General features: G+C 67.1%; 17 protein-coding genes. 1 reads left to right on the forward strand and 16 read right to left on the reverse strand.

The annotated features are described in order from the left end of the window. Positions 1-68 precede the first annotated feature (68 nt). Together dnaE and sidA are read right to left on the reverse strand one after the other, a co-directional pair. Positions 69-3,500, reverse strand: a complete 3,432-nt coding sequence (gene dnaE / locus P7A99_RS12470; protein WP_277794172.1) for a DNA polymerase III subunit alpha — start codon at positions 3,498-3,500, stop codon at positions 69-71. A gap of 25 nt (positions 3,501-3,525) precedes the next feature. Further along, entirely contained in the window at positions 3,526-3,678 is a 153-nt protein-coding gene (gene sidA / locus P7A99_RS25155; RefSeq protein ID WP_347276691.1) for a cell division inhibitor SidA, read from the reverse strand. A gap of 110 nt (positions 3,679-3,788) precedes the next feature. Between sidA and P7A99_RS12480 the strand changes: the two genes are divergently transcribed. Further along, complete coding sequence (locus P7A99_RS12480) at positions 3,789-4,745, forward strand: nucleoside hydrolase (protein WP_277794173.1); 957 nt, start codon at positions 3,789-3,791, stop codon at positions 4,743-4,745. A 117-nt stretch (positions 4,746-4,862) separates the two neighbouring features. Here the strand turns inward: P7A99_RS12480 and P7A99_RS12485 are convergent, their stop codons facing one another. The 14 genes from P7A99_RS12485 to P7A99_RS12550 all read right to left on the reverse strand — a co-directional run bounded on the left by P7A99_RS12485 (position 4,863) and on the right by P7A99_RS12550 (position 19,230). Next, positions 4,863-5,549 (reverse strand): ABC transporter ATP-binding protein, encoded by a 687-nt coding sequence (locus tag P7A99_RS12485; RefSeq protein ID WP_277794174.1) that lies wholly within the window; start codon positions 5,547-5,549, stop codon positions 4,863-4,865. Next, on the reverse strand, positions 5,542-6,816 hold the full coding sequence (locus P7A99_RS12490; protein WP_277794175.1) for a lipoprotein-releasing ABC transporter permease subunit: 1,275 nt from the start codon (positions 6,814-6,816) through the stop codon (positions 5,542-5,544). Before P7A99_RS12490 ends, P7A99_RS12485 begins: the two co-directional genes overlap by 8 nt. After that, on the reverse strand, positions 6,816-8,144 hold the full coding sequence (gene proS, locus P7A99_RS12495; RefSeq protein ID WP_277794176.1) for a proline--tRNA ligase: 1,329 nt from the start codon (positions 8,142-8,144) through the stop codon (positions 6,816-6,818). Before proS ends, P7A99_RS12490 begins: the two co-directional genes overlap by 1 nt. Before the next feature lie 417 nt (positions 8,145-8,561). Then, a complete protein-coding gene (locus P7A99_RS12500; RefSeq protein WP_277794177.1) occupies positions 8,562-8,822 on the reverse strand; it encodes a DUF1467 family protein in 261 nt (86 codons plus the stop codon). Beyond that, entirely contained in the window at positions 8,822-9,241 is a 420-nt protein-coding gene (gene mce / locus P7A99_RS12505) for a methylmalonyl-CoA epimerase (RefSeq protein WP_101719833.1), read from the reverse strand. Before mce ends, P7A99_RS12500 begins: the two co-directional genes overlap by 1 nt. A 62-nt stretch (positions 9,242-9,303) precedes the next feature. Next, positions 9,304-10,035 (reverse strand): rhomboid family intramembrane serine protease, encoded by a 732-nt coding sequence (locus P7A99_RS12510; RefSeq protein ID WP_277794178.1) that lies wholly within the window; start codon positions 10,033-10,035, stop codon positions 9,304-9,306. Between the two features lie 7 nt (positions 10,036-10,042). Then, a complete protein-coding gene (locus P7A99_RS12515; RefSeq protein ID WP_277794179.1) occupies positions 10,043-11,722 on the reverse strand; it encodes a ribonuclease J in 1,680 nt (559 codons plus the stop codon). After that, complete coding sequence (locus tag P7A99_RS12520; RefSeq protein WP_277794180.1) at positions 11,719-12,501, reverse strand: type III pantothenate kinase; 783 nt, start codon at positions 12,499-12,501, stop codon at positions 11,719-11,721. Before P7A99_RS12520 ends, P7A99_RS12515 begins: the two co-directional genes overlap by 4 nt. Then, positions 12,498-13,268 carry a biotin--[acetyl-CoA-carboxylase] ligase gene (locus tag P7A99_RS12525; protein WP_277794181.1) on the reverse strand — a complete coding sequence of 257 codons (771 nt, stop codon included), beginning with the start codon at positions 13,266-13,268 and terminating at the stop codon, positions 12,498-12,500. Before P7A99_RS12525 ends, P7A99_RS12520 begins: the two co-directional genes overlap by 4 nt. Position 13,269: 1 nt before the next feature. Beyond that, positions 13,270-14,709 carry an NADH-quinone oxidoreductase subunit NuoN gene (gene nuoN / locus P7A99_RS12530; protein ID WP_277794182.1) on the reverse strand — a complete coding sequence of 480 codons (1,440 nt, stop codon included), beginning with the start codon at positions 14,707-14,709 and terminating at the stop codon, positions 13,270-13,272. Between the two features lie 8 nt (positions 14,710-14,717). Further along, complete coding sequence (locus P7A99_RS12535) at positions 14,718-16,202, reverse strand: NADH-quinone oxidoreductase subunit M (RefSeq protein WP_277794183.1); 1,485 nt, start codon at positions 16,200-16,202, stop codon at positions 14,718-14,720. Positions 16,203-16,212: 10 nt separating this feature from the next. Continuing rightward, on the reverse strand, positions 16,213-18,306 hold the full coding sequence (gene nuoL / locus P7A99_RS12540; RefSeq protein WP_277794184.1) for an NADH-quinone oxidoreductase subunit L: 2,094 nt from the start codon (positions 18,304-18,306) through the stop codon (positions 16,213-16,215). 4 nt (positions 18,307-18,310) lie between these two features. Beyond that, positions 18,311-18,616, reverse strand: coding sequence for an NADH-quinone oxidoreductase subunit NuoK (gene nuoK, locus P7A99_RS12545; protein ID WP_101719841.1), 306 nt, complete (start codon positions 18,614-18,616; stop codon positions 18,311-18,313). Then, positions 18,613-19,230, reverse strand: a complete 618-nt coding sequence (locus P7A99_RS12550; protein ID WP_101719842.1) for an NADH-quinone oxidoreductase subunit J — start codon at positions 19,228-19,230, stop codon at positions 18,613-18,615. The genes nuoK and P7A99_RS12550 overlap by 4 nt, the downstream gene beginning before the upstream one ends. Positions 19,231-19,266: the final 36 nt, after the last annotated feature.

Raw genomic sequence — 19,266 nt, forward strand, 5'->3', positions numbered from 1 at the left:
ACTGCAAGACCGATGCGAACCAAGCCTCGACACCGGAAACTCGAACGCTAACAACGGAAACTCGGACGCTAGATGTCTTCCAGCAGCGCCACGCCTGGCGCGGTCTTCAGCGCCCCGCGCAGCGAAGCATCCAGCGTGTAGCGGCCCGGAAGCTTGAGCTCGATCTCGCGCCCGCCGCCCAGGGCGGCGACGAAACTGATCTCGCCGCCCTTCTGGGTCATGGCCGGCTCGATACGGCGCTTGAGGGCCTCGATTTCGGTGGCGGCCGGCGACAGGTGAACGCGCAGGCCCGCCACCACGTTCTCGATGGCCTTCTCGATCGGCTCGGCGTCGTCGCCGAAGAAGCGCACCTCGCCGTCACGGGCCTTGGAGCGGACCTTGATGACCACGCCCTTGCCCGGCTCGAGCACGTCGCGGCACTTGCGCAGGGATTCCGGAGGGAACAGCACCTCGTACTCGCCCGACGGGTCCGACAGCGACACGAAGGCGAAACGCTCGCCGCTCTGGGAGGCGCGCTCCTGGCGGCGGCGGACGATGCCGCACATGCGCAGCGCCTCGGCGCCGGCCTCGGCCTGGGCCATGGCCTCGGTCAGCATTACGGTGCGCCGCCGGCGCAGCATCCCGACCATGTCCTCCAGCGGGTGACCGGTCAGGTAGAATCCGATCGCCGACAACTCTTCGTCGAGCAGGTCTACCTGGGTCCAGGGCTCGACCTTCTTGAGGCGCGGACGACTGGCGGCCGCGTCGCCGCCGAACAGGGCGTGCTGGCCGCCCTGGCGATCGGCCGCCACGCTCTGGCCGTGGGCGATCAGCACGTCGGCGTTGGCGAACAGCTGGGCGCGGTTCTTGTTGAACGAGTCGAAGGCCCCGGCGCGAGCCAGGTTTTCGATGGCGCGCTTGTTGACCTGCTTGGGGTCCACGCGCTCGACGAAGTCGAAGATGTCGCGGAACGGACCGCCCTCGTCGCGCACGGCGACCAGATGCTTCATCGCTTCCAGGCCGACATTGCGGACGGCGCCCAGCGCGTAGAGCACCTCGCCGTTCTCGACCTCGAAGTCGGCGCCCGAGCGGTTCACGTCCGGGGCCCGCACCGTGATGTTGAAGCGGCGAGCGTCCTGGTGGAAGACCGCCAGTTTGTCGGTGTTGGAGATATCGAGGCTCATCGACGCGGCGAGGAACTCGACCGGCGTGTTGGCCTTCAACCAGGCCGTCTGGTAGGCGATCAGGGCGTAGGCGGCCGCGTGGCTCTTGTTGAAGCCGTAGCCGGCGAACTTGGCCACCAGTTCGAAGATCGAGCCCGACTGCTCTTCGGGAACGCCCTTCTCCTTGGCGCCGGAGACGAAACGGATCTTCTGGAGATCCATCTCCTCCTTCTTCTTCTTACCCATGGCGCGGCGCAGCAGGTCGGCCTCGCCCAGGCTGTAGCCGGCCAGGATCTGGGCGATCTGCATCACCTGCTCCTGGTAGACGATGACCCCGTAGGTCTCGCGCAGCACGCCTTCGAGGGACGGGTGCAGGGTGTCGACGGGCTTTCGGCCGAACTTGCAGTCGACGAAGGTGTCGATGTTGTCCATCGGACCCGGACGATAGAGCGAGATCAGCGCGGTGATCTCCTCGATCGAGCCGCAGCGCATCTTGCGCAGGGTGTCGCGCATGCCCTGGCTTTCGAGCTGGAAAACGCCGACCGTCTGGCCCGAGGCGAGCAGTTCGTAACTCTTGGCGTCGTCGAACGGCAGGCGGCCCAGATCCACCTCCATGCCGCGCTTGCGCAGGTGCTTCACCGCGCGGTCGAGCACCGTCAGGGTCTTCAGGCCCAGGAAGTCGAACTTCACCAGGCCTGCGCTTTCGACCCACTTCATGTTGAACTGGGTGGCCGGGAAGTCCGAACGCGGATCCTTGTAGAGCGGGGTCAGCTGGGTCAGCGGCCGGTCGCCGATCACCACGCCGGCGGCGTGGGTCGAGGCGTTGCGGAACAGGCCTTCCAGTTGCAGGGCCACGTCCAGGCAGTTGGAAACGTTGGCGTCCTCGTTCTTGGCCTGCTTGAGGCGCGGCTCGATATCGATCGCCTGGGCCAGGGTCACCGGCGCGGCCGGGTTGTTGGGCACCATCTTGCAGAGGCGGTCGACCAGGCCCAGGGGCAGCTGCATCACCCGGCCGACGTCGCGCAGCACGGCGCGGGCCTGCAACGAACCGAAGGTGATGATCTGGGCCACGCGGTCCCGGCCGTACTTGTCCTGCACGTAGGCGATCACCTCTTCGCGGCGCTCCTGGCAGAAGTCGACGTCGAAGTCGGGCATGGAAACCCGCTCGGGATTGAGGAAGCGCTCGAACAGCAGGCCAAAGCGTAGCGGGTCGAGGTCGGTGATGGTCAGCACCCAGGCGACCAGCGAGCCGGCGCCCGACCCCCGCCCCGGCCCCACCGGAATGCCGTGATCCTTGCCCCACTTGATGAAGTCGGAAACGATCAGGAAGTAGCCGGGGAAGCCCATCTTGACGATGATGCCGAGCTCGAAGTCGAGCCGCTCCCAGTAGACGCGCTCATCCATCGCCAGGGTCAGGCCCTCGAGGCGCATGCGCAGGCCTTCACGGGCCTGGTGCGCCAGTTCCTCGGCCTCGTTGCGGCCGTCGCCGGTGGGGAAGCTGGGCAGGATGGGATCGCGCTTCTTGACCATGAAGGCGCAACGACGGGCGATGTCGAGGGTGTTGTCGCAGGCCTCCGGCAGGTCGGCGAACAGCTTGCGCATCTCGTCGACCGGCTTGAACCAGTGCTCGGGCGTCACCCGACGGCGTTCGTCCTGACCCACGAACGAGCCGTCGGCGATGCACAGCAGCGCGTCGTGGGCGTCGTAAAGCTCGGGCTTGGCGTAGTAGCAGTCGTTGGTCGCCACCAGCGGGGCGTCGTGCTCATAGGCCCAGTCCACCAGCCCCGGCTCGGCCGCCGCCTGCTGGGGCAGCCCGTGCCGCTGCAGCTCGACATAGAAGCGGTCGCCGAACACCTTCTGCATCTCGGCCAGGGCCGCGACGCCCTCGGCGGTCTTGCCGGCGGCGAACAGGTTGTCGACCGGACCGTCGGTTCCGCCCGACAGCAGGATCAGGCCTTCGGAGTACTCGACCACCTTGGCCCAGGGCACCACCGGCTCGGCCAGCTCGCCGCTTTCCAGATAGGCCAGCGACGACAGCTCCGAGAGGTTCAGATAGCCCCGCTCGTTCTGCACCAGCAGGGTGATCGTCGGCTCACGCGACCAACGCTCGGACGGCTTGGCGCCGATCCCCTTCACCGGCAGGGCGCAGCCGATGATCGGCTGAACGCCGTTGTCCTTGGAATAGACCGAGAATTCCAGGGCGCCGAACAGGTTGGCCCGATCGGTGATCCCGGCGGCGGGCATGCCGCCAGCGGCGGCCATGCCCGGGATCTTGTCGGCCTTGATGGCCCCTTCCAGCAGCGAATAGGCCGACCGGACGCGAAGGTGGACGAAACCCTGACCCTCAACACCCGACATGACCTCGACCTCGCTGCTTTCCGACTCAGGCCACCAACTGGGCGACCGAACACATCATCCAGACGAACCCGGCGACAGATACAAGCGCCAAAGACTCACGCGCGATCCGGACCATAACATCCCTCCACAGCTCGTCGGCCAGTTGCCTTTTTGTTCTATATTCCCCCTTTGTTCTCATCGCAATAGTCCACAGGCAAGTTGCGAGCTTTTTTGTCGCGCGCGGCGCAAGGTCGCGGATCAACCGGGCGGCTCTGGCCTTCCCGGCCGGAACACGGCAGAAGCCGCGCCATGCGCCTGATCATCGACACAGACACCGCCGGAGACGACGTCTTCTCCCTGATGCTCGCCCTGCGCCGCCCAGGCGTCAGCGTCGAGGCCATCACCATCAGCCACGGCAATGTCGGCTTCGATCAGCACGCCGAGAACGCCCTGGTGACGCTGGAGGCCTGCGAGGCGGCCGGCGTTCCGGTCTATCTGGGCGCCGGCAGACCGTTCAGCCGCCTGCCGCTGGACGCCGCCTACGTGTTCGGCGAGGACGGGATGAGCGACGCGGCCTTCCCGAAGACCGTCCAGCGCCCCTCCACCGGCCACGCGGCCGACGAGATCGTGCGGCGGGTGATGGAAGCGCCCGGCGAGATCACCCTGCTGGCCCAGGCGCCGCTGACCAACATCGCCCTGGCCGTGCTGCGCGAGCCCCGCATCGCCCAGGCCGCCAAGGCCCTTTGGGTGATGGGCGGCACCGACAACGGCGTCGGCAACGTCACGCCGGCGGCCGAGTACAACTTCTATGTCGATCCCGAGGCGGCCAAGATCGTCGTCAACGCCGGCTTCGACCTGCATGTCGTGACCTGGACCGAGACCCTGCGCGACGGCCTGCTGACCACGGCGCAGCTGGCTGAACTCGACGCCCTGGGCACGCCGCGCGCCAAGTTCTTCACCAAGGTCAACGAGGCCTCGCTGGCCTTCGCCCGCGACACCGAGGGCCTGGACGGCAGCCTGCACCCCGACGCCCTGACCTGCGCAGCCATGCTGGACGAGGCCCTGGTGCTGGAAGCCGAGCGCTGCGTGATCGACGTGGAAACCATGGGCGAGCTGACCCGCGGCTATCTCAGCGTCTCGCACTCGATCCTGCCGGATATCGAGATCGCCGACCCGGCCCTCAAGCGTCGCGAACCCAACGCCCGGGTGATCAAGAAGATCGACCAGGCGGGGTTCTTCGCGGCTATGCGGCAGGCGCTACTCTGAATTCAGTCTGGTGCGTGTTCCTCGCCATTCGACAGGCTCGGGATGAGGAACAGGGCAAGGCCACGCACCAGGAAACCTCACCCTGAGCTTGTCGAAGGGCGAGGTTCTCGCCCGTGCCTAGAACGTCTGGGGCTCCAGGTGGCCGTCGCGCAGGGCGAACACGCGGTCCATGTAGCGCGCCAGTTCCATGTTGTGGGTGGCGATCAGGGCGGCGACGCCCTGCCCCCGCGCCAGGTCGTACAGCGCCTGGAAGGTCGCCGCCGAGGTCGCCGGGTCGAGATTGCCGGTCGGCTCGTCGGCCAGCAGCACCTTGGGGCTGTTGGCCAGGGCGCGAGCAATGGCCACGCGCTGCTGCTCGCCGCCCGACATCTGGCCCGGCTGGTGATCGACGCGCGCGGCAAGACCCAGCTGGCTCAGCAGGCCGACGGCGCGCTCGCGAGCCTCTGCGCGACGGCGCCCGGCGATCATCTGCGGCAGCACCACGTTCTCGACCGCCGAGAACTCGGGCAGCAGGTGGTGGAACTGGTAGACGAAGCCCACGGTCGACAGCCGAACCTTGGTGCGCTGGCGCTCGGAAAGCTTGGAACAGTCGCGGCCGTCGACGGCGATGATGCCGGCGTCCGGGCGCTCCAGCAGGCCCGCGGCGTGCAGCAGCGACGACTTGCCCGAACCCGACGGCCCGATCAGGCCCACGACCTCGCCCGGATAGACGTCGAGATCGGCGCCGCGCAGCACGGTCAGCTTGCCGGCCTCGGTGACGTAGGTGCGCTCGACGCCGCGCAGCGAAAGGACGGGGCTACTCATAGCGAAGGGCCTCAACCGGATCGAGGCGCGAAGCCCGCAGCGCCGGCGGCAGGGTGGCCAGCACGCTCATCAGGGTGGAAACGGTGACGATGGCGCCCACCTCGGTCCAGTCGATCTTGGCTGGGATGTGAGCCAGGAAATAGATGTCGGCGCTGAACACCGCCGTGCCGGTCGCCCATTCGACGAAGTTCTGGATGGCGGTGATGTTGGCGCAGAAAAGCACGCCCAGCAGCAGGCCGGTCAGGGTGCCGGCCAGGCCGATGGATGCCCCGGCCATGACGAAGATCCGCAGGATCGACGACTGGCTGGCGCCCATGGTGCGCAGGATGGCGATGTCGCGGCCCTTGTTCTTAACCAGCATGACCAGGCCCGAGATGATGTTCAGGGTCGCGATGGCCACCAGGATGAAGAGGATCAGCCGCATCACCTTGCGCTCGACCTGCAGGGCGTTGAAGTAGCTGGCGTTCTTGTCCATCCAGTCGGTGATGAAAGCGCCGGGGCCGACGGCCTGTTCGATGGCGGCCTTGGTCAGCTTGGCGTCGTCGGGATCGGTAAGCTTGACCTCGACATAGTCGATGGCCGTGTCGCGCCCGAAGAATAGTTGCGCCTGGGCCAGCGGCATCATCACGTAGCTCTCGTCGAACTGGCTCATGCCGACGCTGAACACGCCGCCGACGACGTAGTCCTTCTCACGCGTCGAGGTTCCGAAGGCGGTGGCCGGGCCCGAGGGCGAGATCAGGGTGATCGGGTCGCCGACCGAAAGACCCAGGTTGCGGGCCATGCGGTCGCCGATCAGCACCATGTCGCCGCCGTACTCGCCCTCGCCATAGCCCTTGAGCGAGCCCTGCTTGATGTTGTCGGAGATCAGCTTCATGCCGCGCAGGTCGGCGGGATTGACGCCGCGGACGATGGCGCCGGTCACCTGGTTGGGACCGATGACCATGGCCTGGGCCTCGACCAGAGGCGCGGCCTGGATGACGCCCGGCACGCCCTTGATGCGCGCGATCACGCCCTCGCGGTCGGGGCCGTTCACCAGCGGTCCCTGGGCGTAGATGTGGCCGTTGAAGCCGAGCAGCCGGCCGAGGAGCTCGGCGCGGAAGCCGTTCATGACGCTCATCACGGTGATGAGGGCGAACACCGCCAGCATCACCCCGACGAAGGAAATGATCGAGATCAGGGCGACGCCGCCGTTTCTGCGCTTGGTGCGCAGGTAACGCCAGGCGACCGTCCGTTCCCAGATCCCGAAAGGCCCCGCGCCGAACGCCATCAGGCGGCGGCCTTGCCGGTCAGGCGGGCCAGAACCGCGTCGAGCGGCTCGGACACGCGCTCGCCGGTCTTGCGGTTCTTCAGCTCGACCACGCCCTCGGCGACGCCCTTGGGGCCGACGATCAGCTGCCAGGGCAGGCCGATGAGGTCCATGGTGGCGAACTTGGCGCCCCCACGAGCATCGGTGTCGTCATAGAGCACGTCGACGCCGGCGGCCTGCAGCGCCTTGTAGGCGGCCTCGCAGGCTTCGTCGCAGGCCGCGTCGCCCTGGCGCATGTTGACGATGCCGACGTGGAACGGCGCGACGCTTTCCGGCCAGATGATGCCGCCTTCGTCGTGGCTGGCCTCGATGATCGCGCCCAGCAGGCGCGAGACGCCGACGCCGTAGCTGCCCATCTGGGCCGGCACTTCCTTGCCGTCCGGGCCCATGACCAGGGCCTTCATCGGCTCGGAGTACTTCGTGCCGAACGAGAAGATGTGGCCGACCTCGATGCCGCGGGCCGACAGGCGATCGCCCTCGGGAATGGCGTCGAAGGCGGCTTCGTCGTGCATTTCCTCGGTGGCGGCGTAGAGGGCCGTGCGCTGGTCGACCAGCGGCTGCAGGTCGCCGTACCAGTCGACGTCGGCGCCGGGCGGATCCATCTCGACCAGGTCCTTGTGGCAGAAGACGGCGCTTTCGCCCGTCTCGGCCAGCACGATGAACTCGTGGGACAGGTCGCCGCCGATCGGGCCGGTGTCGGCGCGCATCGGCACGGCCTTCAGACCCATGCGGGCATAGAGGTTCAGGTAGGCCACGAACATGCGGTTGTAGGACTTGCGCGCGCCCTCGGCGTCGAGGTCGAAGCTGTAGGCGTCCTTCATCAGGAACTCGCGGCCGCGCATCACGCCGAAGCGCGGACGGCGCTCGTCGCGGAACTTCCACTGCACGTGATAGAGGTTCTTGGGCAGGTCCTTGTAGCTCCGCACCGAGGCGCGGAAGATCTCGGTGACCATCTCCTCGTTGGTGGGCCCGTACAGCAGCTCGCGCTCATGACGGTCGGTGATGCGCAGCATCTCCGGACCGTAGGCGTCGTAGCGGCCCGACTCGCGCCACAGGTCGGCGAGTTGCAGGGTCGGCATCAAGAGCTCGATGGCGCCGGCGCGATCCATTTCCTCGCGGACGATCTGCTCGATCTTGTTGAGCACCCGCAGGCCCAGTGGCAGCCACGCATAGATGCCGGCGGCCTCCTGGCGGATCATGCCCGCGCGCAGCATCAGCTGGTGCGAAGCGATCTGGGCATCGGAAGGAGCTTCTTTCAGGACGGGCAGGAAGTAGCGCGACAGGCGCATGGACGAGACGTCTCCGGGAGTATTCGAGGCGTTGAGATAGCCGGTCGCCGTTCAGCTTGGCAACGCGCGCGGCGAAAAGATGACGCTTTGGGTGTCGAAGGCGGCTGACTGTCGAAAGAGTTGGGCCATGAGCCCGCCCTCTCCCTTCGCCCGACGCCTTCTGGCCAAGCTAAACGAAAAGAAGGCCGCGCGGTTCAATCGCGCGGCCGTTCAAGTTCATCGTCGGGGAAGACGCCACAGAGCAAGGCCGAACCCGGCCTCGTCATGACAATCTACGACTCTCGAACGGCTGTTGGGGCATGCGATTGCCGCCGGCGTACAAGCTCCGCGCGTTTCGCCCAAGACATGGGCGTTTGGCGGGCAGGAGATCGCAGGTCGCACAACCCTTGGGCGCCCAGCCTGCGGCTGCAAAAGTTTTCAGTAGGTCGAGGGCAGGTCCGGCAGGCTGACCAACTGGAACTTCACCACCAGCCACAGAATCGCGAACAGCACGACCGCCACGCAGGTGGTGGTGAAGAACTTGCGCTTCAGGTTGGGGTTCACCGGCGCGCCGGGATCGGCCCCGGGCGGCGGCTCGATTCCCATCTCGTGATAGCTGCGCGTGCCCAGCGGCAGCACGGCGAACAGCACCGTCCACCAGATGGTCAGGAAGATGGCGACGCTGGTGATCGGGCCCATCAGTGATGCGCGTCCTTGGGGCTTTCCATCAATTCCACGAGCATGCCGCCCATGTCCTTGGGGTGAACGAAGATGATCAGCGTTCCATGGGCGCCGATCCTGGGCTCGCCTAGCACGGTCGCGCCCTTGGCGACCAGAGCGTCACGGGCTTCGTAGATGTTCTCGACCTCGAAGCAGACGTGATGCTGACCGCCCTTGGGGTTCTTGGCCAGGAAGGCGTGGATCGGGGATTTCTCGCCGTAGGGCTCGATCAGCTCGATCTGGCTGTTGGGCAGGTTGACGAAGCAGACCCAGACCCCCTGCTCGGGCATGGCCCACTTCTCGGTCACCGAGGTGGCGCCCAGCAGCTCGCGGTACATCTTCACCGACTCGTCGATAGAGGGCGTGGCGACGCCGATGTGGTTGAGCCTGCCGATCATGGTTCCTGTCCCGGGCTGGTGCGGTGTTGGAGACCAACTAACCGCGCCTCCGGTCGCGGCAGTCAAGCGCCGCGAAGGCCCCTCAGCCAGTGGAAGCGGACGGGCAGCACGCCAACCAGCACAAGACCCAGGACAAAGCCGCCCAGATGGGCCTGCCAGGAGACGAGGATCAGGCCCTGCTGGCTGGCCAAGCCGTAGGCGCCGGCGGCGACCACGACGATCAGGTTCATCACGCCGAAGGACAGGGCCGAACGGCCGACGGCCTTGGAGAAGATCGGATGCAGCTCTTCCCTGCCCGGCCCGACCAGGCGGGCGCCCGCGCCCCACAGGCCGCAGATGGCGCCGGACGCACCCAGTAGCCAGGCGTCGGGCATCATCAGCCCGGCCAGCGCCACGCCGGCCAGACCGCAGCCCAGATAAAGGCCTGCGAACAGCAGGCCGCCGACGGCATCGCGCCCCAGGCGCTGGGCGATGCCGGGGCCCAGGGCGACCAGAGCCGCCGAGTTCATCACCACGTGCAGCCAGCCGGCGTGCAGGAACATCGAGGTCAGCGGCGTCCACCACAGGCCGTCCCGGAAGTTGCCGGGGTGGAAGGCGCCGTAGCTGAGCATCCGCTCCTCCAGCCCCAGCGGCGCGCTGGCCAGCTGGGCGGCGAAGACGATCCAGATCAGGCCCAGGGTCACCAGGACCGGCCAGGCCTCGAACCAGATGACGGCCGGCCCCTGGCCGAAGATCCCCTCGCGCCGCGGCGGCGGCTCGCGGGGATCAGGCGGGGTCTGGTCGTCGATGCTCATTCGGACGTCAGAGGCGCAGGACGGTCGTCTCGACGACCGGCTTGCGTTCCCAGATGCGGAAGGCGGCCTTCTTCACCGCGCGCGAGATGGCGTTCTCGATGGTCTCGTCGATCTCGCGGTCGTCGCCCGACAGGCGCTTGAACGCCTCTTCGGCCTCTTCCGCCAGGTCGTCGAGCGCTTCGTCGAGGGGGTATTCCTCGTCGCCGGCCAGACCCAGACCACGGACCTGCGGGCCCGAGACGATCTTGTTGCGGCCGTCCAGCACGATCGACACGGCCAGCACGCCGTTGAACGCCGCGTGGCGACGCTCGCGCAGGGCCTCGCCGTTCTCGGGCGTCACGACGCCGCCGTCGACGTACAGGCGACCGGCCGGCACCTCGTCGATGATCTCCGGATGACCCGGCGCCAGGCGCACCATGTCGCCGTTGCGCGGGCTGACGGCGTGCGGGACCTGCAGATCCTTGGCGAAGGCGGCGTGCTCGAGCAGGTGGCGGCGCTCGCCGTGGGTCGGCACCGCGATCTGCGGGCGGGCCCACTGGTACATCTGCTTCAGCTCGTCGCGGCACGGGTGGCCGCTGACGTGGATGCCGGGGGTGTCGCGCTCGGTGTGCAGGCGCACGCCGCGGTCGGCCAGCTTGTTCTGCAGGTTGCGGATCGGGATCTCGTTACCCGGGATCACGCGCGAGCTGAACACCACGTGGTCGCCCGACGACAGCTTGACGTGCGGGTGGTTGCCCTCGGCGATGCGGGCCAGGGCCGCCCTCGCCTCTCCCTGGCTGCCGGTGCAGAGATAGAGGATCTCGTTTTCCGGCATGTGCTTGGCCTGATCGTCGGTAACGAACGGGTCCAGGCCCTCGAGCAGGCCGACAGAGCGGGCGGCGGCGGCCATGCGGTGCATCGAGCGGCCCGCGAGGCAGACCTTGCGGCCGGCGGCCTGGGCGGCGCGGATCACGGTGTCCATGCGCGCCACGTTCGAGGCGAAGCAGGCCACGGCGATCTTGCCCGTCAGGCTGCCGATCAGCTTGTTCAGCTCGACCCGGACGTCTGCTTCCGAGCCGGACTCGCCCTCGACGAAGACGTTGGTGCTGTCGCAGACCATGGCCAGCACGCCCTCGTCGCCCAGGCGGCGCAGGGCGTCGACGTCGGTGGCCGCGCCCAGCTGGGGATCGGGATCGATCTTCCAGTCGCCGGTGTGCAGGACCGTGCCCAGCGGGGTCTTGATCGCCAGGCCGTTCGGCTCGGGGATCGAGTGGGTCAGGGTGACCATTTCCAGGTGGAAGGGGCCAAGGTCGAAGCTGCCGCTCAGCGGCACCTCGATGATCTCGACCTCGTCCAGGAGGTTGGCGTCGCGCAGCTTCTCGCGCAGCAGGAAGGCAGTGAAGGGCGTGGCGTAGACCGGCGCCTTCAGTTGCGGCCACAGCCAGGCGACGGCGCCCAGGTGATCTTCGTGGGCGTGAGTCAGGACGATGCCGAGGATGTCGTCCGCATAGGGCACGATGTACTCGGGGTCGGGCAGGATGATCTCGACGCCCGGCGTCGTCTGGTCGCCGAAGGTGACGCCGAGGTCGACGACGATCCACTTGCGGTCGTCGGCGGGCCCGAAGCCGTACAGGTTGAAGTTCATGCCGATCTCGTTCGACCCGCCCAGCGGCAGGAAGACGAGTTCGTCGTTGGTTTGCTTTTTCATTCGGACTCTAGGTGGGTATTGCGGCGGTGAATTTCGAGGAGACCACGGATGGTCAGATCGGGGTCGAAGTGGTCGATGCTGTCGGTGGCGTCCTCGAACAGCGAGGCGACGCCGCCGGTGGCGACCACGGTCAGGTTCTCGCCGCGCTCTTCCTTGATGCGCGAGACGAGCCCTTCGATGAGTGAGATGTAGCCCCAGAACACGCCCGACTGCATGGCGCCGACCGTGTCGGTGCCCACGATCTTGCCGGGACGCTGGATGGCGATGCGGGGCAGCTTGGCGGCCGCCTCGTGCAGGGCCTGCATGGAAAGGTTGATGCCCGGGGCGATGATGCCGCCCTCGAAGGCCCCGTCGGCGGCCACGACGTCGAAGGTGGTGGCCGTGCCGCTGTCGATTACGATCAGCGGGCCCTTGTAGACCATGCTGGCGCCTACCGCGTTGACCAGGCGGTCGGCGCCGGCCTCGGACGGCTTGTCGATGCGGATGTCGACGCCCAGACGGGCGTTCTCGCCGATCACCAGCGGCTCGACGTTCAGGTAGCGACGCGACAGGTTGCGCAGGTTGAACAGCGACTGGGGCACGACGCTGGAGATGATGCAGGCGTCCAGCGAGCGGAAGCCCAGGCCCTGCATCGACATCAGCTGCGACAGCCACACGACGTACTCGTCGGCGGTGCGGGTGCTCTCGGTGGCGGCCCGCCACTGGGCGATCCACGACTGGCCGTCGTGAATGGCGAACATGGTGTTGGTGTTGCCCTGTTCGATGGCCAGCAGCATCACGAAGCTCCGAAGAAGACGTCGCCGGCGGTGATCCGGCGCAGTTGGCCGTCAGCCAGGCGCAGGCGCAAGGCCCCATCGCCGTCGAGGCCCTCGGCTATGCCCTCGACCGTCTCGTTGCCGAGCCGGGCGATGCATAGTTCGCCCATTCCGTGGGCCTTGGCGGTCCAGGCGTCGGCGATGGCGGGAAAGCCCAGGCGCATCCAGACGTCCAGCCAGCGGTCGAACGACGCGGCCAGCACCCCGATCGCCTCGACGGGCGACGGCGGCGGCTCGGCGCGCCAGGTCGGCAGGGCCGTGGTCGGGCGCTCGCTGTCGATGGGCTTGCGGGCCAGGTTCACCCCGATCCCAACGGCCAGCCACAGGCCGCCGTCCGGCGACTTGCCGGACTCTATGAGGATACCGCTGATCTTGAGGCCGCCCACCATCGGGTCGTTGGGCCATTTCAGGCTGACCAGGCGCTCGGGCACGTAGGTCGCCAGCAGGTCGGCCACCGCCAGGGCGGCGACGAACGAGACCTGGGCGGCTTCGGCCGGCGGTTTGTCGAGGGTGAGCAGAAGCGTGGCGGCCAGGTTGCCGTCGCCGGTTTCCCAGGCGCGGCCCCGGCGGCCCCGGCCCGCGGTCTGCCGCAGGCCGACGATCCAGACGGGCTCGGTCCGCCCCGCTTCTGCGCGGCGGCGGACCTCGGCGTTCGTCGAGTCGATCTCGTCGAAAACGACGACGGGCGGCCCCTTGCCCGCCCCGTTGTCGAACGGGGGGCCGCCCGTCACGTCAGAGGTGGCCGAAAGCGGCCGCCGCGAGCTTGGCGGCGGGGTCGAGCCAGACCAGCGCGACCAGCACGACGGGGAACGAGAACAGCGCCGCGGCGAAGCCGATCGCGCGAGCGGTCGGTTGCGGCTTGTCCACCGCGCCGACGGGCGCGTCGAACCACATCGCCTTGATCAGGCGCAGGTAGTAGAACGCGGCCACGACGCTGCCGACCAGGCCCAGGACGGCGGCCCACTGCAGCGGCACGTCGCCCGAGCCCATGGCGGCCTTGAAGACGTAGAACTTGGCCCAGAAGCCCGAGAACGGCGGCAGGCCCAGGGCCGACAGCGAGAACGCGGTCATGGCCAGGGCGATGCCCGGACGTTCCTTCACCAGGCCGGCCATGTCCTCGATGGTCTCCAGCGGCTTGCCGTCGCGGCTCAGCGCCTGGAGGCAGGCGAAGAAGCCGGTGACGTCGACCATGTAGAGGACCATGAACATCAGCATCGAGTGCAGGCCGGTCTCGCCGCCGGTGGCCACGCCCAGCAGGGCGTAACCGACGTTGGCGATCGAGGAATAGGCCCACAGGCGCTTGAGGTTGGTCTGGGCCAGGCCCGCGAAGGCGCCGACGAACACCGACAGCAGGGCCGCGATGATCAGCACCTGGCGCCATTGCGACACGGCGTCGGGGAAGGCGTCGCCCAGCACGCGGGCGAACATCATCATGGCGGCCAGCTTCGGCGCGGCGGCGAAGAAGCCGACGACCGGAGTCGGGGCGCCTTCGTAGACGTCCGGCGTCCACATGTGGAACGGGGCGGCCGAAACCTTGAACGCCAGGCCGCAGATCACGAAGATCAGGCCGAACAGCAGGCCAAGGCCGTGAGCGCCGTGTGAGGCGGCGGCGATATCGGCGAAGCGGGTCGAACCGGCGAAGCCGTAGATCAGCGAGGCGCCGTACAGCAGGATGCCCGACGACAGCGCGCCCAGCACGAAGTACTTCAGGCCCGCTTCCGAGGCCTTGGCGTCGTCGCGGCGGAAGGCCGCCAGGACGTACAGGGCCAGCGATTGCAGCTCGACGCCGATATAGAGGCTGATCAGGTCGCCGGCCGAGGCCGTGATGCCCATGCCGACGGCCGACAGCACGACCAGGACCGGGAACTCGAACTTCTGGTCGCCGCGGGCGGCGAGCCAGCGGTCGCCCAGCACGACGGCGATGGCGCTGAACACGAAGATCGCGACCTTGGCGAAGGCCGAGGCGGCGTCAGCCGAGTAGACGCCGTTGAAGGCGTGACCGTGCGGGCTGATCGCCGCCAGCACGGCGGCGGCCAGCAGGGCCAGGACGGCGGCGCCGGTGAAGACCGGCGAGGTCTTCTTGGCGAAGGCGCCCCAGACCAGCAGCACCAGGGCGGAGACGCCCAGGAGCAGTTCCGGCAGGACGAGGGAGATGTTGGCGGAGAACGTCATGGGGCCCCTCACCCGCCCACGGCGGCGCGCCAGGCGCCGACGAGCCCGTCGACGGACGACGCGGTCAGGTTGAACACAAGATTAGGATAGATGCCGAGCACCAGGGTCATGATGATCAGCGGCACGAAGAGCACGATCTCGCGCGCGTCGAGGTCGGTGATCGTCTTCAGTTCCGGGTTGACGATCTCGCCGTACATGACGCGGCGGTACAGCGTCAGGGCGTACATCGCCGACAGGATCACGCCAGTGGCCGACACGATCGCCGTCCAGGTCGAGGCCTGATAGACGCCGGTCATCGTCAGGATTTCGCCGACGAAGCCCGAGGTGCCCGGCAGGCCGACGTTGCCCATCGTGAACAGCAGAAACACGAAGGCGTAGTGCGGCATGCGGTTGGTCAGGCCGCCATAGAAGGCGATCTCGCGGGTGTGCATGCGGTCGTAGACGACGCCGACGCAGAGGAAGAGCGCGCCCGAGATGACGCCGTGGCTGATCATCTGGAACAGGGCGCCCTGCTCGCCGGTGGCGTTGCCCGAGAAGATGCCCATGGTCACGAAGCCCATGTGGGCGACCGACGAATAGGCGATCAGCTTCTTGATGTCGGTCTGACGGAAGGCGACCAGCGAGGTGTAGACGATGGCGATGCCCGACATGGCGAACACCAGCGGCTGGAACATCTCCGAGGCGTTCGGGAACATCGGGATGCTGAAGCGCATGAAGCCGTAGCCGCCCATCTTCAGCAGGATGCCGGCCAGGATGACCGAACCCGCCGTCGGGGCTTCCACGTGGGCGTCAGGCAGCCAGGTGTGCACCGGCCACATCGGCATCTTCACCGCGAACGAGGCGAAGAAGGCCAGCCACAGCCAGGTCTGGATCCACGGCGCGAACTTGTAGGACATCAGCTCGGGGATCGACGAGGTGCCGGCGATCGAGATCATGGCCAGGATGGCCGCCAGCATCAGCACCGAGCCGAGCAGCGTGTAGAGGAAGAACTTGTAGGCCGCGTAGATCCGGCGCTTGCCGCCCCAGATGCCGATGATCAGGAACATCGGCACCAGGCCCCCTTCGAAGAAGAGGTAGAACAGCACCAGGTCCAGCGCGCAGAACACGCCGATCACCAGGGTCTCGAGGACCAGGAAGGCGATCAGGTACTCGACGACGCGCTTCTCGACCGACTTCCAGCTGGCCACGATACAGATCGGCAGCAGGAAGGCGGTCAGCAGGACCAGCAGCACCGAAATGCCGTCGATGCCCATGCGGTAATGCAGGCCGGCGAACCAAGCGATGTCTTCCACGAACTGGAAGCCCGGGTTCTTGGCGTCGAACTGGAGCGTCAGCACCAGCGCCAGGGCGAAGGTCACCAGAGTGGTCGCGAGCGCGATCCACTTGGCCAGGGTGTCGGTGGCGGCGCCCGCGCCCTTGGCGGCGCGAGCCGCCAGGATCAGGGCCACGCCGACGAGCGGAGCGAAGGTCGTAAGGCTGAGCAGACCAGTCATCGATCCGTCCTCAACGGAATGCGTAAAGGGCGAACGTCAGCAGGCCGGCGACGCCGAGCAGCATGACGAAAGCGTAGTGGTAGACGTAGCCGGTCTGGGCTTTGCCCGTCTTGCGGCCGACGGCGTAGGAGACGGCGCTGACGCCGTCGGGACCCAGGCGATCGATGATCTTCTGGTCCCCGCCCTTCCAGAACAGGTCGCCGAGGAACTTGGCGGCGCGCACGAAGGTGGCGTCGTACAGCTCGTCGAAGAACCACTTGTTGTAGAAGAACACGTACAGCGGACCCTTGCGCTCGGCGAGCTTGAGACCCAGCCGCTCGTTGCCCTTGATCAGGTAGACGTAGACGGCGATGGCCAGGCCGATGAGCGAGGCGATCAGCGGGCTCCACTTCACCCAGGTCGCAACGTTGTGCGCGTCGTGCAGCACGTGGTTGGTCGGGGCGTTGTAGATCGCGCCGCGCCAGAACTCGGCCTCGTGGTGACCCACGAAGTAGCCGGTGAAGACGAAGCCAGCGGCGACCGCGCCGATCGACAGCACGACCAGCGGGAACAGCATCACCCAGGGGCTCTCGTGCGGCTTGTGATCATGGCCGTGGCCATGGTCGTCATGACCGTGATCGTCGTGCGCGCCGTGGGCGTGGTCGTCATGACCATGGGCGGCGTGCGCGTGATCGTCGTGGCCGTGAGCGCCGTGCGCATCATGGCCATGGTCGTCATGACCCCAGCGGGCCTTGCCGTTGAAGGTGAAGAAGGCCAGGCGCCACGAGTAGAACGAGGTCAGGCCCGCGACCAGCACGCCGATCACCCACGCGAACATGGCGATCTGGTTGTGGCCGCCCGCGGCGAACGCGGCTTCGATGATGGTGTCCTTCGAGTAGAAGCCGGCGAAGCCCAGGTGCAGCGGCGGGAATCCGAGGCCCGTGATGGCGATCGTGCCGATCGTCATGGCGATGAAGGTCACCGGCAGCATCTTGGCCAGGGCGCCGTACCGACGCATGTCCTGCTCGTGGTGCATGCCGTGGATCACCGAACCGGCGCCCAGGAACAGCAGGGCCTTGAAGAAGGCGTGCGTGAACAGGTGGAACATGGCCGCCTGATAGGCGCCCACGCCGGCCGCGAAGAACATGTAGCCCAGCTGCGAACAGGTCGAGTAGGCGATGACGCGCTTGATGTCGTTCTGGGTCAGACCGACCGTGGCGGCGAACAGAGCCGTCACCGCGCCGATGACCGTGACGATGTTCTTGGCCACGGGGGCGTACTCGAACATCGGCGACAGCAGGCACAGCATGTAGACGCCGGCGGTCACCATGGTGGCCGCGTGGATCAGGGCCGACACCGGGGTCGGGCCTTCCATGGCGTCCGGAAGCCAGGTGTGCAGGAAGAACTGGGCCGACTTGCCCATCGCGCCGATGAACAGCAGGAAGCAGGCGATGTCGACCAGCGGCCAGCTATGGCCGGCGAACTGCCAGCTGCGGGCGGCGCCCGCCTGGATCATCGGGAACAGCTCGGCGAAGTTGATCGTGCCGAACGCCCAGTAGACGGTCATGATGCCGAGGGCGAAGCCAAAGTCGCCGACGCGGTTGACGACGAAGGCCTTGATGGCGGCCGCGCTGGCCGAGGGCTTCTTGAACCAGAAGCCGATCAGCAGGTACGAGGCCAGACCCACGCCTTCCCAGCCGAAGAACAGCTGCATGAAGTCGGCGGCGGTGACCAGCGACAGCATGGCGAAGGTGAAGAGCGACAGGTACGCGAAGAAGCGCGGCTTGCTGTCGTCCTCGGCCATGTAGCCCCAGGAGTAGATGTGCACGAGCGCCGAGACGGTCGTGACCACGATCAGCATGGTCGCCGACAGGGCGTCGATGCGGATCGACCAGTTGGCGATGAAGTCGCCCACGTGGATGAAGGGCAGCAGCGAGACCGTGAAGGCCTCCATGTGACCCCAGGTCCATTGGCTGAAGGTGACCCACGACAGCGCGCAGGCCAGGATCAGCAGGCCCGTGGTGACGGCTTGCGAAGCGACGTTGCCGATCCGCCGGCCGAACAGGCCGGCGATGATCGCGCCCAGCAGCGGGGCGAAGACGAGAATGGTGACGAGCGATTGCACTGGGTCAGCCCTTCATCATGCTGGCGTCGTCGACCGCGATGTCGCCGCGGTTCCGGAAGAAGGTCACCAGGATGGCGAGGCCCACGGCCGCCTCGGCGGCCGCCACGGTCAGCACGAACATCGCGAAGATCTGGCCCACCACGTTGTGCAGGTAGGCCGAGAAGGCGACCAGGTTGATGTTCACCGCCAGCAGGATCAGCTCGATCGACATCAGGATGACGATGATGTTCTTGCGGTTCACGAAGATCCCGAAGACGCCGATCGTCAGAAGGATGGCGGCGACGATGAGGTAATGCGGAAGGCCGATCATTCGCTGATCCCCTCGCCCGGCTTGATCTGCACGAGTTCCATTCCGGTCTTGGGCGTGCGGGCGACCTGCTTGCCGATGTCCTGGCGCTTGACGCCCGGCTTGTGACGCAGAGTCAGGACGATGGCGCCGATCATCGCGACCAGCAGCACCAGGCCCGCCGCCTGGAAGAAGAAGATGTAGTCGGTGTAGAGCACCCGGCCGATGGCCTCGGTGTTGCTGACACCGCCCGGCGACGCCAGCGGAGCGGCGTTCTTGGCGGCCGCGCCGTTGGTGGCCACGCTGACGGCGACCATGATCATCTCGATCGTCAGGACGCCGCCGACCAGACCGCCGATCGGCAGGTACTGGGCGAAGCCGTCCCGAAGCGCTTCGAAGTCGATGTCGAGCATCATGACGACGAAGAGGAACAGCACCGCGACCGCGCCCACATAGACGACGATCAGCAGCATCGCGAGGAACTCCGCGCCCAGGAGGACGAAGAGGCCTGCGGCCGAGAAGAAGGCGGTGATCAGGAAGAGCACCGAGTGCACGGGGTTCTTGGCCGAAACGACGAGAAGACCCGCCGCAATGGTCACGAACGCCAGCAAGTAGAAAGCTATCGCCTGCAAGGCCATTGGCCCAGGTGCTCCCCTGATAAGTTCAAATAACAG

This window comes from Caulobacter endophyticus (assembly GCF_029543245.1).
GTDB lineage: Bacteria > Pseudomonadota > Alphaproteobacteria > Caulobacterales > Caulobacteraceae > Caulobacter > Caulobacter endophyticus_A.